This window comes from Enterobacter sichuanensis, from assembly GCF_002939185.1.
GTDB lineage: Bacteria > Pseudomonadota > Gammaproteobacteria > Enterobacterales > Enterobacteriaceae > Enterobacter > Enterobacter sichuanensis.
Genome location: NZ_POVL01000030.1, coordinates 1 through 17,852 on the forward strand (window position 1 = coordinate 1; position 17,852 = coordinate 17,852).

The following is a 17,852-nucleotide window of genomic DNA, read 5'->3' on the forward strand; positions in this document are numbered from 1 at the left end:
CATGCTGTGGCACTACGACAAAGATCTGAGTGGCTATACTCTGGGCCAGGGCGGTTATTACAGCCCGCAGGAGTATGTCTCCTTCGCCCTGCCGGTGACCTGGCGTAAACGCACGGAGAACTGGTCCTGGGAACTGGGGGGATCTGTCTCCTGGTCGCACTCCAAAACCAATGACGAGCTGCGCTACCCGGACCAGAGTCTTATTCCAACCGATGAACCTGGCCGCTATACCGACCGGGGGGCGATGGAAACCGGCAGCAGCTCTTCAGGCACCGGTTATACCGCGCGGGCCATTATTGAACGTCGGGTGACCTCCAACTGGTTTGTTGGCCTGGGCGTGGATATTCAGGAAGCAAAAGACTATACCCCAAGCCATGCGCTGCTGTACGTACGCTACTCTGCCGCAGGCTGGCAGGGTGATATGGACTTACCGCCGCAGCCGCTCATTCCTTACGCGGACTGGTAATCGGATTTTACTTAATCCATTTGTAAGTCTCTCTTAAAAGTGCAGCAATCGGGTATACTCAGGCGCGCCAGGTTTACACCCTGGTGCGCCCTGCGCTTCGAGTTCTGTGGAGAGTCATTTTGCGTGTCAGCCGTTCCTTAACGATCAAACAGATGGCGATGGTGTCTGCCGTCACAATGCTGTTTGTACTGCTATTTTGCGTAATTTTGCTGTTTCATTCCGTGCAGCAGAATCGCTATAACACGGCTTCGCAATTAGAAAGTATTGCTCGCTCGGTGCGCGGCCCGCTCTCAGCCTCGATCCTGAAAGGTGATATTCCCGAAGCGGAAACCATTTTAAAACGCATCCAGCCTGCAGGCGTAGTCAGCCGCGCAGACGTGGTGCTGCCTAACCAGTTCCAGGCGCTGCGGATGAGCTTTATCCCTGAGCGTCCTGTCCCGATGATGGTGATGCGCCTGTTTGAACTGCCGGTACAAATCTCGCTCCCCATTTACTCGCTTGAGCGTCCTGCCAACCCGCAGCCGCTAGCCTATCTCGTCCTGCAGGCGGACTCGTACCGCATGTATAAATTCGTCATGAGCTGGTTTGTCACGTTAGTGACCACTTGCTTACTTATGACGCTGATCCTCAGCGTGGCGCTGACCTGGTGCATTAACCGGCTGATCGTGCATCCGCTGCGGCGTATCGCCCGGGAGCTGAACACCCTTTCTCCACAGGACCAGATGGGCCATCAGCTTGAACTGCCGCGCCTTCATCATGACGATGAGATCGGCATGCTGGTGCGTAGCTACAACCTTAACCAGCAACGCATCCAGCGTCAGCAGGATGAGCTGAACAGTAGCGCCACCCGCTTCCCGGTGTCGGAGCTCCCCAATAAAGCGTTTCTGATGGCAATGCTGGAGCAGACCGTCGCTCGCCAGCAGACTACGGCGTTGATGGTCATCGCCTGTGAAACCCTGCAGGACACGGCGGGCGTGCTCAAGGAGAGCCAGCGCGAGATGCTGCTGCTCACCCTGGTGGAAAAGGTGAAATCTGTGCTTGCGCCACGCATGGTGCTGACCCAGGTGAGCGGGTATGACCTGGTGGTGATTGCAAACGGGGTGAAAGAGCCGTGGCATGCAATCACATTAGGTCAGCAAGTACTCACTGTCATTAATGAGCGGCTCCCCATTCAGGGTATCCAGCTTCGTCCGAGCGCCAGCATCGGGATTGCCATGTACTATGGCGATCTGACCGCGGAACAGCTTTATCGCCGCGCCTTTTCGGCGGCGTTCACCGCCCGTCGCAAAGGCAAAAATCAGATCCAGTTCTTCGACCCGGAGCAGATGGAAAAGGCGCAGCAGCGCCTGACGGAAGAGAGCGATATTCTGACCGCGCTGGATAACCGCCAGTTTGCCCTCTGGCTCCAGCCGCAGGTGGATTTGCACACGGGAGACGTGAAAAGCGCCGAGGCGCTATTGCGGATGAAACAGCCGGATGGTTCATGGGAGTTGCCGGAAGGACTGATTGAGCGCATTGAATCCTGCGGTCTGATGGTGACTATCGGATACTGGGTGCTGGAAGAGACCTGCCGTCAGCTTGCCGCCTGGCAGGAGCGCGGCGTGACGTTGCCGCTGTCGGTCAATTTGTCCGCCCTGCAGCTGAAGCACCCGACCATGGTGTCAGAGATGCTGGAGCTTATCCACCGTTACCGCATCAAACCGGATACCCTGACCCTGGAAGTGACAGAGAGTCGGCATATAGACGACCCTAATGAGGCCGTCGCCATTCTGAAGCCGCTGCGCCATGCCGGCATTCGCATTGCGCTGGATGATTTTGGCATGGGTTACGCCGGGCTGCGTCAGCTTCAGCACATGAAAACCCTGCCGGTGGATGTGTTGAAAATTGACAAAGCGTTTGTCGACGGTCTGCCGGGCGACAGCAGCATGGTGCAGGCGATTATCCATATGGCGCGCAGCCTCAACCTGCATCTTATTGCGGAGGGGATTGAAACCGAAGCGCAACGAAGCTGGCTGGCTGAGGCGGGCGTGGAGAGTGGACAGGGCTTCCTTTTTGCCCCGGCGGTTCCCGCGGATGTCTTTGAAGAACGTTACCTTTCTGGCGCTGGCCATCACGCAAAAGTGTAATTTTGTTGCTGGCTTGTGCGAGCCAGCTCAAAGTTCTTAACATTTGTGTTTCAAATTTGAACTGAGTTTATTTCTGTCCTGTTATGTGGGTGTTATTTTAAAGCCGCAGGTTAAGCATAACCTTACAAAACCTGTGGTTTTTCTTCCCAAGGACACCTTATGAAAACCTCACTCTTCAAAAGTCTTTATTTCCAGGTCCTGACAGCCATCGCCATCGGTATTCTGCTGGGTCACTATTACCCTGAACTGGGCGCACAAATGAAACCGCTTGGCGACGCGTTCGTTAAGCTCATCAAAATGGTCATCGCCCCGGTGATCTTCTGTACGGTCGTGACGGGCATCGCGGGCATGGAAAGCATGAAGGCGGTTGGCCGTACCGGTGCCGTGGCGCTGCTCTATTTTGAAGTGGTCAGTACGCTGGCGCTGATTATTGGTCTGATCATCGTCAACGTGGTGCAGCCAGGCGCGGGTATGAACGTCGACCCGTCGACGCTGGATGCGAAAGCCGTCGCGGTTTACGCCGAGCAGGCGAAGGATCAGGGTGTGGTCGCCTTCCTGCTGGACGTCATTCCTGGCAGCGTAATTGGCGCGTTTGCCAGCGGTAATATCCTGCAGGTCCTGCTCTTCGCCGTGCTGTTTGGTTTTGCCCTCCACCGTCTGGGCAGCAAAGGCCAGCTCATCTTTAACGTCATTGAAAGTTTCTCGCAGGTGATTTTCGGCATCATCAATATGATCATGCGCCTGGCGCCGATTGGGGCCTTCGGTGCGATGGCCTTCACCATCGGTAAATACGGCGTCGGTACGCTGGTGCAGCTGGGGCAGCTGATTATCTGCTTCTATATCACCTGTATCCTTTTCGTGGTGGTGGTCCTGGGCTCCATCGCCCGTGCGACAGGTTTCAACATCTTCAAATTTATCCGTTACATCCGCGAAGAGCTGCTGATTGTTCTGGGGACCTCCTCTTCAGAATCGGCGCTGCCGCGTATGCTCGATAAGATGGAAAAACTGGGATGCCGTAAATCGGTGGTAGGGCTGGTGATCCCGACGGGTTACTCTTTCAACCTGGATGGCACCTCGATCTACCTGACGATGGCGGCGGTGTTTATCGCCCAGGCGACCAACAGCCATATGGATATTGTCCATCAGATTACCCTGCTGGTGGTGCTCCTGCTCTCTTCTAAAGGGGCGGCAGGCGTGACGGGCAGTGGCTTTATCGTGCTGGCGGCGACGATTTCCGCGGTGGGGCATCTGCCGGTGGCGGGTCTGGCGTTGATTCTCGGTATTGACCGCTTCATGTCAGAGGCGCGCGCCCTGACCAACCTGGTGGGTAACGGCGTGGCTACGGTGGTCGTGGCGAAATGGGTCAAAGAGCTGGATCACAAAAAGCTCGACGATACCCTGAACAATCGTTCATCCGACAGCAAAAATCCTGGTTTATCCTCTTAATCTTGTCACAAATGCCCGTATTCCCTTGTCGGGATGCGGGCTCCTGCGCATAATAACTGTTCGTACCTGTCATAATTCGACAAGATTTTTTTTGGGTATATTTCACTTCTGACCGTGACGTTTTGCCGAATGCGCGGTCTAATCGACGTGTTTTCATCGTCATCTTTAAGAGTGAGGCGCGTCGCGAGGCACTCTTTTTTAACCAGGAATGTTGATCAGAGGTTCACATGCAGGGCACAAAAATTCGACTCTTAACCGGCGGTTTGCTGATGATGGCAGCAGCCAGTTATGTGCAGGCAGATGCGCTCCAGCCAGACCCGGCCTGGCAACAAGGAACATTAGCGAACGGTTTTCAGTGGCAGGTGTTAGCCACGCCGCAGCGTCCCAGCGATCGTATTGAAATCCGTCTGTCCATTAATACCGGTTCCCTTACGGAAAGCACTCAGCAAACCGGTTTTAGCCATTTTATTCCCCGGCTGGCGCTCACTCAGAGTGGCAGCTTGCAGGCTGTTCAGGTGCGTTCGCTTTGGCAACAGGCCATCGATCCGAAACGCCCACTCCCACCGGCTGTTGTCTCGTATGACTACACCATGTTTAACCTGAGCCTGCCTAATAACCGTAACGATCTGCTTAAAGAAGCCCTCACTTATCTCTCCGATGCCTCTGGCAATCTGGCGATTACGCCGGACACCGTCAACTATGCGTTGAGCAACAGCGACATGGTGGCGACCTGGCCTGGTGATACCAAAGAGGACTGGTGGCGTTACCGCCTGAAAGGTTCCGCATTACTGGGGCACGATCCGGCTGAACCGCTGAAACAGCCGGTAGACGTCGAACAAGTTAAATCCTTCTACCAGAAATGGTACACCCCGGACGCGATGACGCTGATCGTGGTGGGTAACGTGGACAGCCGCGCAGTGGTTGAGCAGATCAACAAAGCGTTTGGCGATTTGAAAGGCAAGCGTGAATCACCGGCCCCGGTGCCGACTCTCTCTCCGCTGCGTGCAGAGCCTGTCAGCATCATGACGGACACCGTGCGTCAGGACCGACTCTCCGTGATGTGGGATAACGCCTGGCAGCCCATCCGTGAGTCCGCGGCGCTGTTGCGCTACTGGCGTGCCGATCTGGCCCGTGAAGCGCTGTTCTGGCATGTTCAGCAGACGCTCAGTAAGAACAACGTGAAGAATATCGGTCTTGGCTTTGACTGCCGCGTGCTGTTCCAGCGTGCGCAATGCGCCATTAACGTTGAATCACCGGGCGACAAGCTGAATGCAAATCTGGGCGTGGTCGCGAAAGAGCTCGCAAAAGTGCGTAAAGAGGGGCTTCCTGAAGAGGAGTTCAATGCTCTCGTGGCGCAGAAAAAACTGGAGCTGCAGAAGCTGTTTGCGACTTACGCTCGCGCCGATACCGACATTCTGATCAGCCAGCGTATTCGCTCTCTGCAGAACCAGGTGGTGGACATTGCGCCGGAACAGTACCAGAAGCTTCGTCAGGACTTCCTGAACGGTCTGACCGTCGAGATGCTCAATCAGGACCTCCGTCAGCAGCTGTCGCAGGATATGGCGTTGATCCTCCTGCAACCGAAAGGCGAGCCGGAATATGACATGAAGGAACTGCAGACAACCTGGGATTCCATTATGGCTACCGCGCCGCAGCCAGCGCAGGCCGCGACGGCGGATGATTTACACCCGGATGCGACGGATATTCCGCAGGGGCAGTAATGCTTAAATATTCCCTCTCCCTGTGGGAGAGGGTTAGGGTGAGGGCAACAGCCCGCACCTGACTTAAACAGGCATCGCCTCACGCGGAATAATCGCCCCGCGATACTGAATGACGGTGCTGGCCGTCAGGTGCCCACGCTGTGCTGCCGCTTCCGGCGTGCCGCCCGTCAGACGCACCGCCAGATACCCCGCGCTGAATGAATCACCCGCCGCCGTGGTATCAATCACGTTCTCTCTGGCAAGCTTCACCGCCGGGACGTCAACCACCGCTTCCCCCGTAATCGCCACCAGACACGACTCCGCGCCGCGCTTAATCACCACTTCTTTCACGCCCGCCGCCTGCGTGCGCGCAATCACGTCCTCTACCGGTTTTTCTCCCCACAGGGCGTCTTCATCGTCGAGGGTCAGGAAGGCGATGTCGGTGCATTGCAGCATCTGCTGATAGACCTGCTGCGTCTCTTCGCGGCTGGCCCACAGGCGTGGACGGTAGTTGTTATCGAAAATCACCTTCCCGCCGTTGGCGCGGCACTCGCGCAGCAACGACAGCAGTTTTTCGCGGCTGGACGGGCTCAGAATAGCCAGGCTAATCCCGCTCAGATAGAGGTAGTCAAACGTCGCCAGCGTTTCGCAAAGGGCGGCGGCGTCGTCGCTCTCCAGCCAGTATTTCGCCGCGGCTTCGTTACGCCAGTAGTAGAACGTACGCTCGCCGGTCTCGTCGGTCTCAATGTAATACAAACCCGGCAGGCGGTTTTCCATACGCTGGATCAGTGAGGTATCAATATGTTCACTCTGCCAGGCCTCAAGCATCTGCTGGCTGAAGCTGTCCGTCCCCAGGGCGGTAACGTAGTTCACGGTGAGCGCCTCAGGCGCAACCTGACGGGCAATATAAACGGAGGTGTTTAACGTATCGCCACCAAATCCGCGGCTGACGTCCGCGCCTTTTTGGGACAGCTCAATCATGCATTCGCCAATCACGGCAATTTTTTTAGACATAGTCGTGAACCTGAACAGAGTAATTTTCGCTAGTGTGCGCTGGGTGAATTAACAGGTCAACTATATTAAAACAACGTTCCATTATTTTATTTGAGCCAGCGCGTGTTCCTGCTCATTGCTGTCATCTTAATTTCATTTTCCGGGTTAATTGAACATAAAGTTCTCAATTGCCGCGCCGATAATCCTGTGACGAGTCCAGAAAGGCCATCCCAACAACAGGACATCTGAAATGAAGTCAGAGCAGGTTATCCAGCGGCTGAGCACTACGCCTGAGGCAAGTATTGAGAACTTGCAGGAGCATCGCTACTGGCTGCAATGTGAGCGCGCGTACACCTATCAGCCGATCTACCGAACGGATGGCCGACTGATGGCCATTGAAATATTGACCGTGGTGACGCACCCCTCAAACCCTACTCAGCGTATTGCACCGGATCGCTACTTTGCCGAAGTGGCCGTTCGCCAGCGTCTGGATGTGCTGGAAGAGCAGCTCCGTATGCTGGCGACGAAGCAGACCTTTTTCGAACAGCACGATATCCTCGCCTCGGTCAACGTTGATGGCCCGACTCTGCTGGCGCTGCGTCAGAATGCGAAATTGCAGGAACTGATCGCCACCCTGCCGTGGATGCGCTTTGAGCTGGTGGAGCATGTCCGCCTGCCGCAGGACTCCTCGTTTGCGTCGATGTGCGAATTTGGCCCGCTATGGCTGGATGATTTTGGCACCGGCATGGCGAACTTCTCCGCCCTGAGTGAAGTGCGCTACGACTACATTAAAGTGGCTCGCGATCTGTTTATTATGCTGCGCCAGACCCCGGAAGGGCGGAATCTGTTTACGCTGTTATTACAGCTGATGAACCGCTATTGCCAGGGCGTGATTGTTGAAGGTGTGGAAACCCTGGAAGAGTGGCGTGATGTGCAAAACTCTCCCGCCGCGGCGGCGCAAGGCTATTTCCTCTCTCGCCCGGTACCCATGGATCGCCTCGATAGCGTGATAACGACCCTCTGATAAGCCCGCTTCCCTTTGTCTGGACTATAGTTTTACAGGACAGGTCATCAGGAAAGGGGATAAAAATGACGAAAACAACCAGGGTAATCTCCTGGACCGCAGGGATTTTCTTGTTGTTGATTGTGGTCGTCGTCATCATTATTGCGACGTTTGACTGGAACCGCCTTAAGCCGACCATCAACCAGAAAGTCTCAACCGAGCTGAATCGCCCCTTCGCTATACGCGGTGATTTAGGGGTAGTGTGGGAGCGTCAGAAGGAGGAGCCCGGCTGGCGAAGCTGGATCCCCTGGCCACATGTCCACGCCGATGACATCATTCTCGGCAACCCGCACGATATCCCGGAAGTGACCATGGTTCACCTCCCTCGCGTTGAAGCTACGCTGGCTCCGCTCGCGCTCTTCACCAAAACGGTCTATCTGCCGTGGATCAAGCTGCAGCAGCCCGATGCGCGCCTGATCCGTCTCTCTGAAAAAAACAACAACTGGACCTTTAACCTTGCCAGCGACGGCGAAAAAGATCCGCATGCCCGGCCCTCGTCCTGGTCATTCCGTCTCGACAATATTCTCTTCGATCGCGGACGGATCTCCATCGACGATAAAGTCAGCAAAGCAGATGTGGAGATCCTGGTCGATCCGCTCGGCAAGCCGCTGCCGTTTAGCGAGGTGACGGGCACGAAAGCCAAAGGCGACACCGCAAGCGTAGGGGATTACGTCTTCGGCCTGACGGCAAAAGGGCGCTACAACGGCCAGCCGCTCAGCGGAAAAGGGAAAATGGGCGGTATGCTGGCGCTCCGCAGTGAAGGCACGCCGTTCCCGGTGCAGGCGGATTTCCGCTCCGGGAACACCCGTGTGGCGTTTGTGGGGACGGTCAACGACCCGATGAACATGGGCGGCGTCGATCTTCAGCTCAAATTTGCCGGTGATTCGCTGGGTGAGCTGTATGAACTGACCGGCGTACTGCTCCCGGATACCCCGCCGTTCGAAACGGACGGGCACCTGGTCGCCAAAATCGACAGCGAAAAATCCTCTGTTTTTAACTACCGGGATTTTAACGGCCGCATCGGCGACAGCGATATCCACGGTTCGCTGACCTACACCACCGGGAAACCGCGCCCCAGACTGGAGGGGGACGTCGAGTCCCGTCAGCTGCGACTCGCCGACCTGGGTCCGCTGATTGGTGTCGATTCCGGCAAAGGGACGAAGTCAAAAGAGGTGAAGAAAGATCTCCAGCCAGCCGGGAAAGTACTGCCCTATGACCGCTTTGAGACGGATAAGTGGGATGTGATGGACGCGGACGTGCGTTTCAAAGGCAGAAAAATTGAGCACGGCAGCACGCTGCCAATCAGCAATCTTTCGACCCATATCCTCCTTATAAATGCCGACCTGCGCCTGCAGCCGCTGAAGTTTGGTATGGCGGGTGGGACCATCTCGTCGAACATTCACCTCGAAGGCGATAAAAAGCCGATGCAGGGGCGAGCCGATATTCAGGCCCGCAGGCTCAAGCTGAAAGAGCTGATGCCCGATGTGGAGCTGATGCAGAAAACCCTCGGTGAAATGAACGGCGATGCCGACATACGCGGCGTGGGGAACTCCGTGGCGGCGCTGCTGGGAAGCAGTAACGGTAACCTCAAGCTGCTGATGAACGACGGGCTGGTGAGCCGCAACCTGATGGAGATCCTCGGGCTGAACGTCGGGAACTATATCATCGGGCAAATCTTCGGTGACGATGAGGTGCGGGTGAACTGTGCGGCGGCCAACCTGGACCTGGTGAACGGTGTGGCGCGTCCGCAGATTTTTGCCTTTGACACGGAAAACGCGGTGATCAACGTGACCGGCACCGCCAGCATGGCCTCGGAGCAGCTTGATTTGACCATTGACCCGGAAAGTAAGGGGATCCGTATCATCACCTTGCGTTCGCCGCTGTATGTGCGCGGCACTTTCAAAAAACCGCAGGCGGGGGTGAAGCCTGGCCCGCTGATTGCACGCGGCGCGGTGGCCGCAGCTCTCGCGACGCTGGTCACCCCAGCCGCAGCGCTGCTGGCGTTGATTTCACCGTCAGAAGGGGAAGCGAATCAGTGCCGGAATATTTTGTCGCAGATGAAGAAGTAAGGTGCGGTCTGTTATTGCCGGGTGGCGCTGCGCTTACCCGGCCTACATTTGAATCGTAGGCCGGGTAAGGCATAGCCGCCACCCGGCATTAGCTTACAAAGCCTGATGCTTAGTCTCGTGCGTCAGCAGCAGCGCAATCAGCGTCAGCGCCGCCATGGCCGCCAGATAGACGCCCACATAGAACAGGCCATAATTCGCCTGCAGCCAGGTGGCGATATATGGCGCAACGGACGCGCCCAGAATAGACGAGACGTTATAGGAGAACGACGCGCCGGTATAACGCACTTCCGTCGGGAACAGCTCCGGCAGCAGCGCGCCCATCGGACCGAAGGTCAACCCCATCAGGCTCAGGCCAATTAGCAGGTAGGCCATCACCAGCGCCGGACTACCTGAGCCCAGCAGCGGCGGGAAGACAAACAGGGCAAACAGAATAATGAGCGTGGTGATCGTAATCATGCTCGCACGGCGACCAAACTTATCCGCCAGCAGACCCGCAATCGGTACCATCACGCCAAACCCAATGACCGCCATCATCAGCATCCACAGCACTTCGTTACGCGGCAGCCCCAGCCCAACCGGCGCGGCGGCGGTACTGAAGGTCATGGAGTAAACCGTCATGATGTAGAACAGCGTGTAGGTGGCCAGCATGATAAACGTGCCCAGCACGGTCACGCGGACGTGTTTAGTCAGCAGTGTACCCAGCGGCACTTTCACCTGTTTTTTCGCCGCGGCGACTTTCGCGAACACCGGCGTTTCGTGCAGAGAGACACGGACATACAGGCCAATCAGCACCAGTACGGCGGAGAACACAAACGGGATACGCCAGCCCCAGCTCATGAACTGTTCATCCGTCAGCAGCCAGGAGAGCAGCAGGAACGTCCCGTTCGCAAAGAAGAAGCCAATCGGTGCGCCAAGCTGCGGGAAGGAGCCATACAGCGCGCGTTTACGCGCCGGAGCGTTCTCGGTCGCCAGCAGCGCCGCACCACCCCATTCACCGCCCAGGCCCAGACCCTGGCCAAAACGCGCCAGCGCCAGCAGGACCGGCGCCAGAATGCCGATGGTCTCATAGGTAGGCAGCAGGCCGATGGCGACAGTGGAGATCCCCATCGTCAGCAGCGAGGCCACCAGCGTCACTTTACGTCCAATGCGATCGCCAAAGTGTCCAAACAGCGCCGAGCCAATCGGACGCGCCACAAACGCGATGGCAAAGGTCGCCAGAGACTGTAGCGTGGCCGCCGTCGGGTCTCCCTGCGGGAAGAAAATATGCGGGAAGACGATAACCGCGGCGGTGGCGTAAATATAGAAGTCGAAGAACTCAATGGCGGTGCCAATCAGCGAGGCGACGACGACTTTATTGCGCGAGTTTACCGGAACGTTATCCGTTCCTGAGTCGAGTGTGGTGGCTGTTGCTTGCATAATATTTTCTTATTTTTGTCGAACGAAAGGCCATATTACGCACAGCAAAAGCGACATTTCAATCTGTAACAAAGCCGCGAGCCGGTGATAAAAGCAACAAAAAGCGGATAATTTTCAGACCAGCCAAATCACGTCTATGAAATGCTTCACAGATTTTAAATATCAGTCAATAACACTGGTTTTCGGTTAAATAAAAGTTACGGTCTGGATTTATATGCTGAAATGATGAATCGGGCTGAAATTTCAGCCCGGAAGGAGGGCTAGCGGTGCGTTTTGCCCGGCATCCGCGGGTCATCTTTATACTCGGCGGTGGCAATCCACGCTGCGCAGAACAAGGTCAGACGGGCGAAGAAATAGAAGAACGCCATCAGGCCCAGCACCGAGCCAAACGCCGCGCCAGACGGGGATTTCACCAGCGATGGCAGGGTGTAAGTCATCACAATTTTGATGACTTCAAAGCCGATCGCCGCAATCAACGTGCCGCGGATCAGCGCCTTCTTACGCGGGCGATGGCGCGGCAAACGCCAGAAGATCCAGAAGAACAGCAGGTAGTTGGCGAAGATGGAGATGGCCAGCCCAATGCCACGCCAGGCGGGTTTCAGCCATTCGATATAATCAAGATAGAGCGCGGAGATAATCATCTGCTGCGCCGAGCCCGCCACCGAGGTAATGGAAAGCGTCACGATGAGTGCGACCAGCAGGCCAATCAGCGAAACAAAGTCGCGGAGATACTTCACCCAAATCTTCTCCTGATCCTGCGGCTTACGCTCCCAGACATCGCGCGACTGGGCGCGAATGGCCTCGCGCAGGTTGCCCATCCAGTTTACGCCGGAGTAAAGGGCGATCAGCAAACCGACGATGCCGACCGTGGTACGCTGCTGAACAGCGGTATTGATGGTGCTTTTAAGCGTGCTGGCCAGGGTCGGGTCACTGACGTTATTCAGGATCTTCGTGAAGATATCCTGCAGCAGCGTGGGGTGTGAGGCGAGCACAAACCCGGCCGCCGCAAACGACACCATCAGGATCGGAATCATCGACAGGAAGGAAAAATAGGTGATGGCGGCACCAAACTGGTTCCCCATGCGGTCATTAAAACGCTCAGTTGCGCGTATCAGATGCGCCACCATGGGAAACTGCTGGATTCTTGCGGCGATGCCGGTGACGGTTCCCAGCGCCTTGCTGACGGTGCCAGGTGCTTTGGCCTCTTCTGGCCCGGTTTCCATCTTCCTGATGGGATCATACTCTAATTGTTGGGTGGGTCGTTGCGGGTTGTTTTCCGGCGTCACGCGTCTTTTCCTTTTCGTTTGGCTGGATGTTATTGAATTATAGCTTGCGACTAATCTACGTAAGCTTTTGTGAGTTCAGTAAGCCACTCCATAAACAGATGTACACGGCGGGAGAGGTTGCGGCGGTGGGGATAAATCAGCGAGACCGGCATCGGTTCAGCCCTGTACTGCGGGAGGATCTCGATAAGCTTCTTCGCCCGCAGAGAATCACGCACCCCGACGCGCGGGACCTGAATAATCCCCAGCCCGGCCAGACAGGCTGCCTGGTAGGTTTCTGTACTGTTAACGGTTAATACCCCGCCCGTTTTAATCCACTGGGTGCTACTGCCGTTATAAAACTCAAAGCCCTGCGGGCGGGTTCCCAGCATCGCAGCGTAGTGAATCACCGCATGGGAGCCTAAATCATCCAGCGTTTCCGGATAGCCGAAACGCGCCAGATAATCCGGGCTGGCGCAGTTAATCACCGACAGCTTGCCCAGCGGACGGGCGATCAGCCCCGAATCCTTCAGCGTGCCGACGCGTACCACGCAGTCAAACCCTTCACGGATCACATCCACCAGCCGATCGCTGCTGCTGAGCTCCAGTTCGATACCCGGGTACTGCTGCAGAAATGTCGGCAGTTTAGGGATGACTAAATTTCGTGCAACGCCGACGGGCATATCCACGCGCAGCCGTCCGCTGATGCTGGAGGGATCGTGCTGAAACATACCGTCCAGTTCATCGAGGTTCGCCAGCAGATCTTTTGCCCGTTCGTAATAGACCATGCCGTCCTGCGTCAGGCTGACGCGGCGCGTGGTGCGGTGTAAAAGCTGGGTGCCAAGCCGGTTCTCCAGGGCCTGAATTTGTCGTGAAACGCTGCCTTTCGGCAGCGTTAATGTTTCCGCCGCGCGGGAAAAACTCTCCAGCTCCGCGACGCGAACAAACAACTGCATTGCGTGAATTTTATCCATAGCTGCCGCTCATTGTTGTTGCATATGAAACAGTGAAGCGTTCTTTGCTGTCTTTATTGATCTTCTATCACCTAATAAGCTCTTTCTCAATCTCCCTAACAGCCAAAACGAGGTTTATGATGACTGAACGTATCGCATTAGTGACTGGTGGTAGCCGCGGTCTGGGTAAAAACGCCGCCCTGAAGCTGGCGGCAGACGGAACAGGAATTATCCTGACTTACCATCGCAATCAGCAGGACGCACTGGATGTTGTGCGCGAAATTCAGGAAAAAGGGGTCAACGCGGCGGCATTGCAGCTCAACGTCGGGGATATCGCCAGTTTCGATACTTTTGCCCTGCAGTTACAGGAAATCCTTAAGTCTGTCTGGCAGCGTGAACGTTTTGATTATTTATTAAACAATGCCGGAACGGGTTTATTCACGCCGTATGCCGAGACGACGGAAGCCCAGTTCGATGAGGCGTTGAATATCCACTTTAAAGGACCGTTTTTCCTGACCCAGCGTCTTCTGCCCTTGCTGAACGATGGCGGGCGGATCCTCAACGTCTCCAGCGGGCTGGCTCGTTTTACTCAGCCAGGGGCCGGAACCTATGCGGCGATGAAAGGGGCGATGGAAGTGCTCACTCGCTATCAGGCGAAAGAGTTGGGGGCGCGGGGGATCTCCGTCAATATTATTGCGCCAGGGGCGATCGAGACGGATTTTGGTGGCGGAAGTGTGCGCGACAACGCCCAGCTGAATCAGACGCTGGCTTCGCAAACGGCGCTGGGTCGGGTTGGCCTGCCAGATGATATTGGCGATGCCATTGCGGCGCTGCTGAGCGATAAACTGGGCTGGATGAATGCGCAACGTATTGAAGTGTCTGGCGGGATGTTCCTGTAATACGCTACCTTAAGGGGACGGACCCCCTTAAGGAAATCCTTAAGTAAAGTGTGTCAGGATACGGCAGATATAAATACCTCTGGCGATTTTGTAACCGCTCCGTTCATTGAGTTTTTTCTCAAATCTCCCCTATGTAGAATCCCCCTTCGCTATTCTCAGAGGGAGAAAAACGATGCGAGTAATCATGTTTGACAGGCAGTCACTATTTATTCATGGAGCGATACACAGTCTGCGGACGTTAATTCCGGAAATAAATATCACTGGAACCTGTCAGGCAGAAGATTTATGGGCGCAGATGTCCGCGTCGCCGTCTGCTATTGTTCTGATTGACGGTAATTTAATTCAGGATGAGGGATGTGGTGTGCTGGATGACATCCTGCATCGCTTGCCGACGATACGCGTGATCATGGTTCTGGCGAAAAAAGAGGCCAGATGGGTTGAACAATTGCGCCAGCGAAACATCATGGCCATTATTCCCCGCACTGCCAGCCCCGAGCGCTTTTCCGCCGTTCTGGACTCGGTGTCCAGAGGGATGGTCTGCTTTCCCGGAGAGTGGGTTCGAAAGCCGTCGTCGCCACAGGCGTTACTGGCATTAAGTGAACGCCAGCGCGAAGTGCTGAAACTGCTGGCGGCGGGGGAGTCAAATAAAGAGATTGGGCGCAACCTCAACATCAGTGCGGCCACGGTAAAAGCGCATCTGGAGGCGCTTTTCCGGCGGCTGGACGTTAAAAACAGAACTCAGGCTGCGATGTACTACACCCGGGCGACGGCCTGAAAAATCGCTTCCGGCAGCGAAGGTATCTCTCCGAAGCTGAACATCATCATCACCAGCGTGTCATGCTGCTGTTGGGTTAATGGACGTGTCACATTTTCCCGCAGCAGCGCCTCGCACAAGCGAATGTCCTCCTGAAGCAGCGCGTCCGCCTCCAGCGGAGTGACAGGACCGTGAAACTGCTCCCGATCGCGGATAACGTGGCCGTAGCCGATAACCCATAATCCGTGTTCGTCACGATATTTCTCCAGAGAAAGCCCCTGATGCTTTTTTATTAATTCAATGGCGGCAGAAGATATTTCCAGCGTAAGACCGTTCATATTCGTTTCCTCTCAAGAGGCGACACTGTAGAGGAAACGATTTACGATAAATATCCGCCAAATGGCTGTTGATCAGGAATTGTTGTTCAGATATTCCTGCCGTAATAAACCAAATAACCAGTCATTCTGCCAGCGCCCCGCGAGGTAATAGCTCTCGCGTAATTCGCCTTCGAGGCGAAACCGGGCTTTTTCCAGCAGACGTCTTGAGGCGACATTCCCGGCGGTAACGGTGGCGGTGAGTCGGCGTATGCCGCCCTCTTCAAAGGCATAGCGGCAGAGCGCCTGCAGGGATTCGAAGCCGTAGCCTTTTCCCTGCGCCTCGGGTGCGAAAAGAAAACCGACTTCTGCGCAATCCTCCTCCCGATGAATATAGCCGGTGACGCCCAGCGGAACCCGGGTGAGGGCATCACGGACGACGAGACACAGCCAGTGCGCGCTGCCCGGCGTCCAGGGCGTCAGGCGGGCCTCAAACGCGGCGCGGATGTCCGCGACGGGGCGGTCTTCCGCCACAAAGCGCATAACGTCGGGATGTTGCTGTAACGCCAGAAAAAAGGGCCAGTCCTGTTCCTGCAGGGGCGAACAGTGAAGGCGAGGGGTAATTAAAACCGGCATTCAGATTCTCCTGACATTTTTAAATGATTTTAGGGTTGTCACTTTATTTAAACAGAAAGTCAGGTATGGTTAACCTCGTATAAATAAAAAGAAAAACGGCCTTCACGTGCCCATTCGGATGTCTTCGTTGTCACTTAAGGAAAATAATGACTCTCAGCACATCACATCATATTCGCGAACAGTTCGAACACTGTCTGGCAGTCATTCGCCATGCGTCGGTGGAAATTTTACTTCTTCTGAATGTACATGCTTCGGAGGGTAAAGATCCACGCTGGTTTCTGGAGCAGCTCGACAGCGCGCGCTTAGCCCAGGGCGGCTGGGGTGCCGTGGCGAAGAAGCTCAACCTGAATGATGCCGAGATGTCGGAATTTACCCTCCAGCTGCGCCTGTTACAGCAGCGGGTGCCGCAGTATGAAAGCGGGCAGGATGTGAGTGAAAACCAGCTGATTGCGGCGATGCGGTTTGTGACCGCGCTGGAACATCTCCGCCTGCAGCAGCCGCTGTTGACCTACAGCACGGAGCTGGCACCGGGCAGCGAACTTCAGCAGCAGCAGGCGCAAAAGCAGGTGCGTGCGCTAGAGCTGATGTTAAAAGGGCTTATCCAGCAGGCCTGGCCCGATCCGGTGCGCCTCAACAACCATCTCAAGACGCTGTTTAACGCTGACCGCGTCAGACGCTGGCTGAAACTGGGTGAGATCAACGATGTCCTGAGCGGTATGATGTTCAGTGAACTGGCGCAGATGCTGGTGGATAAAAAAGAGTTCAGCCGCTACTACGCCTCACTGTTTAACGACCCTACCATGCTCACGCTTCTGGTGGAGCCGCGAAAAACCCTACAAACCTTCCTCGACGACATTCGGCAAATCCGCAACCACCTCACCGTACAGAAAGCGTTAAGTTCGGCGCAAATTCAGCTGCTGGATAGCTACTACACGCAGATCTCGCGGCCGGTTCAACGGGCGTTTGAGGAGGGGAGAACCCGCGTCAATCCGGCCGGATTCATGGCGGTGGATGCCAGCGAATTACATACGTTCTGGGAAAAGGCCCAGAAAATGGATCGGGTCACCGGCGGGGATCTGTTTGAAGTCCGAGACACCATTGAAAAGCCGACGCAGCGCGCGCCGCGTACCCCGGAACAACGCGAACAGCTCATTTCCGGTGTGTTATGGGGGGCGGTTGGCGTCATGGTGATTGCTATTGTGGCGGGGGGCTTCTGGCTGGTGACCAGCAGTAAACCGCAGCCTGCCGTTGCCAAAGCCGCCGAAGCGGCACCGCCACAGGAAATGCGCGAGACACCTTCCTCGCGTGAAACACTCACGCGGATGGGCGTCACCTGGGACGAGAATAATTTCCGTTCGGCCATCAACCGCAACGATACCCGCGTGGCGCAGCTCTTTTTGCAGGGCGGAATGGACTGGAAGCTCTCCTGGACCGAAGAGGCGATGTCGGCAGGTTATGACGACGTGCTGGAGGTGATGCTGCGCTACCGGCAGAATATGGTGGAAGAGAAGCCGTGTCGTCGCTTTATTAACACGCTCAGCCACGCCATGGCGAACGGCGAGTCGCTGACTTCCGTAAGGAAAGAGTATCTGAAAGCGTTTTGCACCGTGCCTGCGGTGGTGAAACGCCAGCAGCACGATCTCGACATGGCGACGCGCCGGGCCCAGTCGCAGCCGGATGCCAGCAACAAAAAATGGCAGTCCATCCAGACGGCCATTTATGAGGTGATCCGCTGATCTCTACTCCCTCTCCCTG

The 17,852-nt window shown here is 55.9% G+C and carries 15 protein-coding genes; 9 read left to right on the forward strand and 6 right to left on the reverse strand.

Translation table 11 applies throughout. The annotated features are described in order from the left end of the window. From C5687_RS14185 to C5687_RS14200, 4 genes are all read left to right on the forward strand, one after another. On the forward strand, nucleotides 1-466 hold a 466-nt coding region (locus tag C5687_RS14185; protein WP_202911294.1), incomplete at its 5' end, for a cellulose synthase subunit BcsC-related outer membrane protein. Between the two features lie 119 nt (nucleotides 467-585). Further along, nucleotides 586-2,592 (forward strand): biofilm formation regulator HmsP, encoded by a 2,007-nt coding sequence (hmsP, locus tag C5687_RS14190; RefSeq protein ID WP_025759449.1) that lies wholly within the window; start codon nucleotides 586-588, stop codon nucleotides 2,590-2,592. Nucleotides 2,593-2,751: 159 nt separating this feature from the next. Continuing rightward, a complete protein-coding gene (locus C5687_RS14195) occupies nucleotides 2,752-4,038 on the forward strand; it encodes a dicarboxylate/amino acid:cation symporter (protein WP_025759448.1) in 1,287 nt (428 codons plus the stop codon). 227 nt (nucleotides 4,039-4,265) lie between these two features. Then, nucleotides 4,266-5,759 (forward strand): M16 family metallopeptidase, encoded by a 1,494-nt coding sequence (locus tag C5687_RS14200; RefSeq protein WP_104557172.1) that lies wholly within the window; start codon nucleotides 4,266-4,268, stop codon nucleotides 5,757-5,759. Nucleotides 5,760-5,822: 63 nt separating this feature from the next. On the opposite strand, the gene kdgK is transcribed toward C5687_RS14200, so the two are convergent. Next, nucleotides 5,823-6,752 carry a 2-dehydro-3-deoxygluconokinase gene (gene kdgK / locus C5687_RS14205; protein ID WP_104557173.1) on the reverse strand — a complete coding sequence of 310 codons (930 nt, stop codon included), beginning with the start codon at nucleotides 6,750-6,752 and terminating at the stop codon, nucleotides 5,823-5,825. A gap of 229 nt (nucleotides 6,753-6,981) precedes the next feature. Between kdgK and pdeH the strand changes: the two genes are divergently transcribed. Next, the gene (gene pdeH / locus C5687_RS14210; RefSeq protein ID WP_025759444.1) at nucleotides 6,982-7,755 is read left to right on the forward strand and encodes a cyclic-guanylate-specific phosphodiesterase; all 774 of its coding nucleotides are present in this window, start codon (nucleotides 6,982-6,984) and stop codon (nucleotides 7,753-7,755) included. 65 nt (nucleotides 7,756-7,820) lie between these two features. Then, on the forward strand, nucleotides 7,821-9,863 hold the full coding sequence (locus C5687_RS14215; protein ID WP_104557174.1) for an AsmA family protein: 2,043 nt from the start codon (nucleotides 7,821-7,823) through the stop codon (nucleotides 9,861-9,863). A 93-nt stretch (nucleotides 9,864-9,956) separates the two neighbouring features. Here the strand turns inward: C5687_RS14215 and C5687_RS14220 are convergent, their stop codons facing one another. The 3 genes from C5687_RS14220 to C5687_RS14230 form a co-directional block, all read right to left on the reverse strand. Continuing rightward, the gene (locus C5687_RS14220) at nucleotides 9,957-11,279 is read right to left on the reverse strand and encodes an MFS transporter (protein WP_059386128.1); all 1,323 of its coding nucleotides are present in this window, start codon (nucleotides 11,277-11,279) and stop codon (nucleotides 9,957-9,959) included. Nucleotides 11,280-11,539: 260 nt separating this feature from the next. Then, entirely contained in the window at nucleotides 11,540-12,565 is a 1,026-nt protein-coding gene (gene yhjD / locus C5687_RS14225; protein ID WP_025759440.1) for an inner membrane protein YhjD, read from the reverse strand. A 50-nt stretch (nucleotides 12,566-12,615) separates the two neighbouring features. Beyond that, nucleotides 12,616-13,515 carry a LysR family transcriptional regulator gene (locus C5687_RS14230; protein ID WP_095452501.1) on the reverse strand — a complete coding sequence of 300 codons (900 nt, stop codon included), beginning with the start codon at nucleotides 13,513-13,515 and terminating at the stop codon, nucleotides 12,616-12,618. Between the two features lie 119 nt (nucleotides 13,516-13,634). On the opposite strand from C5687_RS14230, the gene C5687_RS14235 reads away from it, so the two are divergent. Together C5687_RS14235 and C5687_RS14240 are read left to right on the forward strand one after the other, a co-directional pair. Next, a complete protein-coding gene (locus C5687_RS14235) occupies nucleotides 13,635-14,393 on the forward strand; it encodes an SDR family NAD(P)-dependent oxidoreductase (protein WP_095452500.1) in 759 nt (252 codons plus the stop codon). Between the two features lie 172 nt (nucleotides 14,394-14,565). Next, on the forward strand, nucleotides 14,566-15,168 hold the full coding sequence (locus tag C5687_RS14240; protein WP_025759436.1) for a helix-turn-helix transcriptional regulator: 603 nt from the start codon (nucleotides 14,566-14,568) through the stop codon (nucleotides 15,166-15,168). Here the strand turns inward: C5687_RS14240 and C5687_RS14245 are convergent. Together C5687_RS14245 and C5687_RS14250 are read right to left on the reverse strand one after the other, a co-directional pair. Beyond that, nucleotides 15,147-15,485 (reverse strand): lysozyme, encoded by a 339-nt coding sequence (locus tag C5687_RS14245; protein ID WP_104557175.1) that lies wholly within the window; start codon nucleotides 15,483-15,485, stop codon nucleotides 15,147-15,149. The two genes, C5687_RS14240 and C5687_RS14245, sit on opposite strands and share 22 nt — an antisense overlap. A gap of 72 nt (nucleotides 15,486-15,557) precedes the next feature. Continuing rightward, a complete protein-coding gene (locus C5687_RS14250; RefSeq protein ID WP_104557176.1) occupies nucleotides 15,558-16,097 on the reverse strand; it encodes a GNAT family N-acetyltransferase in 540 nt (179 codons plus the stop codon). Nucleotides 16,098-16,243: 146 nt separating this feature from the next. On the opposite strand from C5687_RS14250, the gene C5687_RS14255 reads away from it, so the two are divergent. Next, entirely contained in the window at nucleotides 16,244-17,833 is a 1,590-nt protein-coding gene (locus tag C5687_RS14255; protein WP_104557177.1) for an STY4199 family HEPN domain-containing protein, read from the forward strand. Nucleotides 17,834-17,852 lie beyond the last annotated feature (19 nt).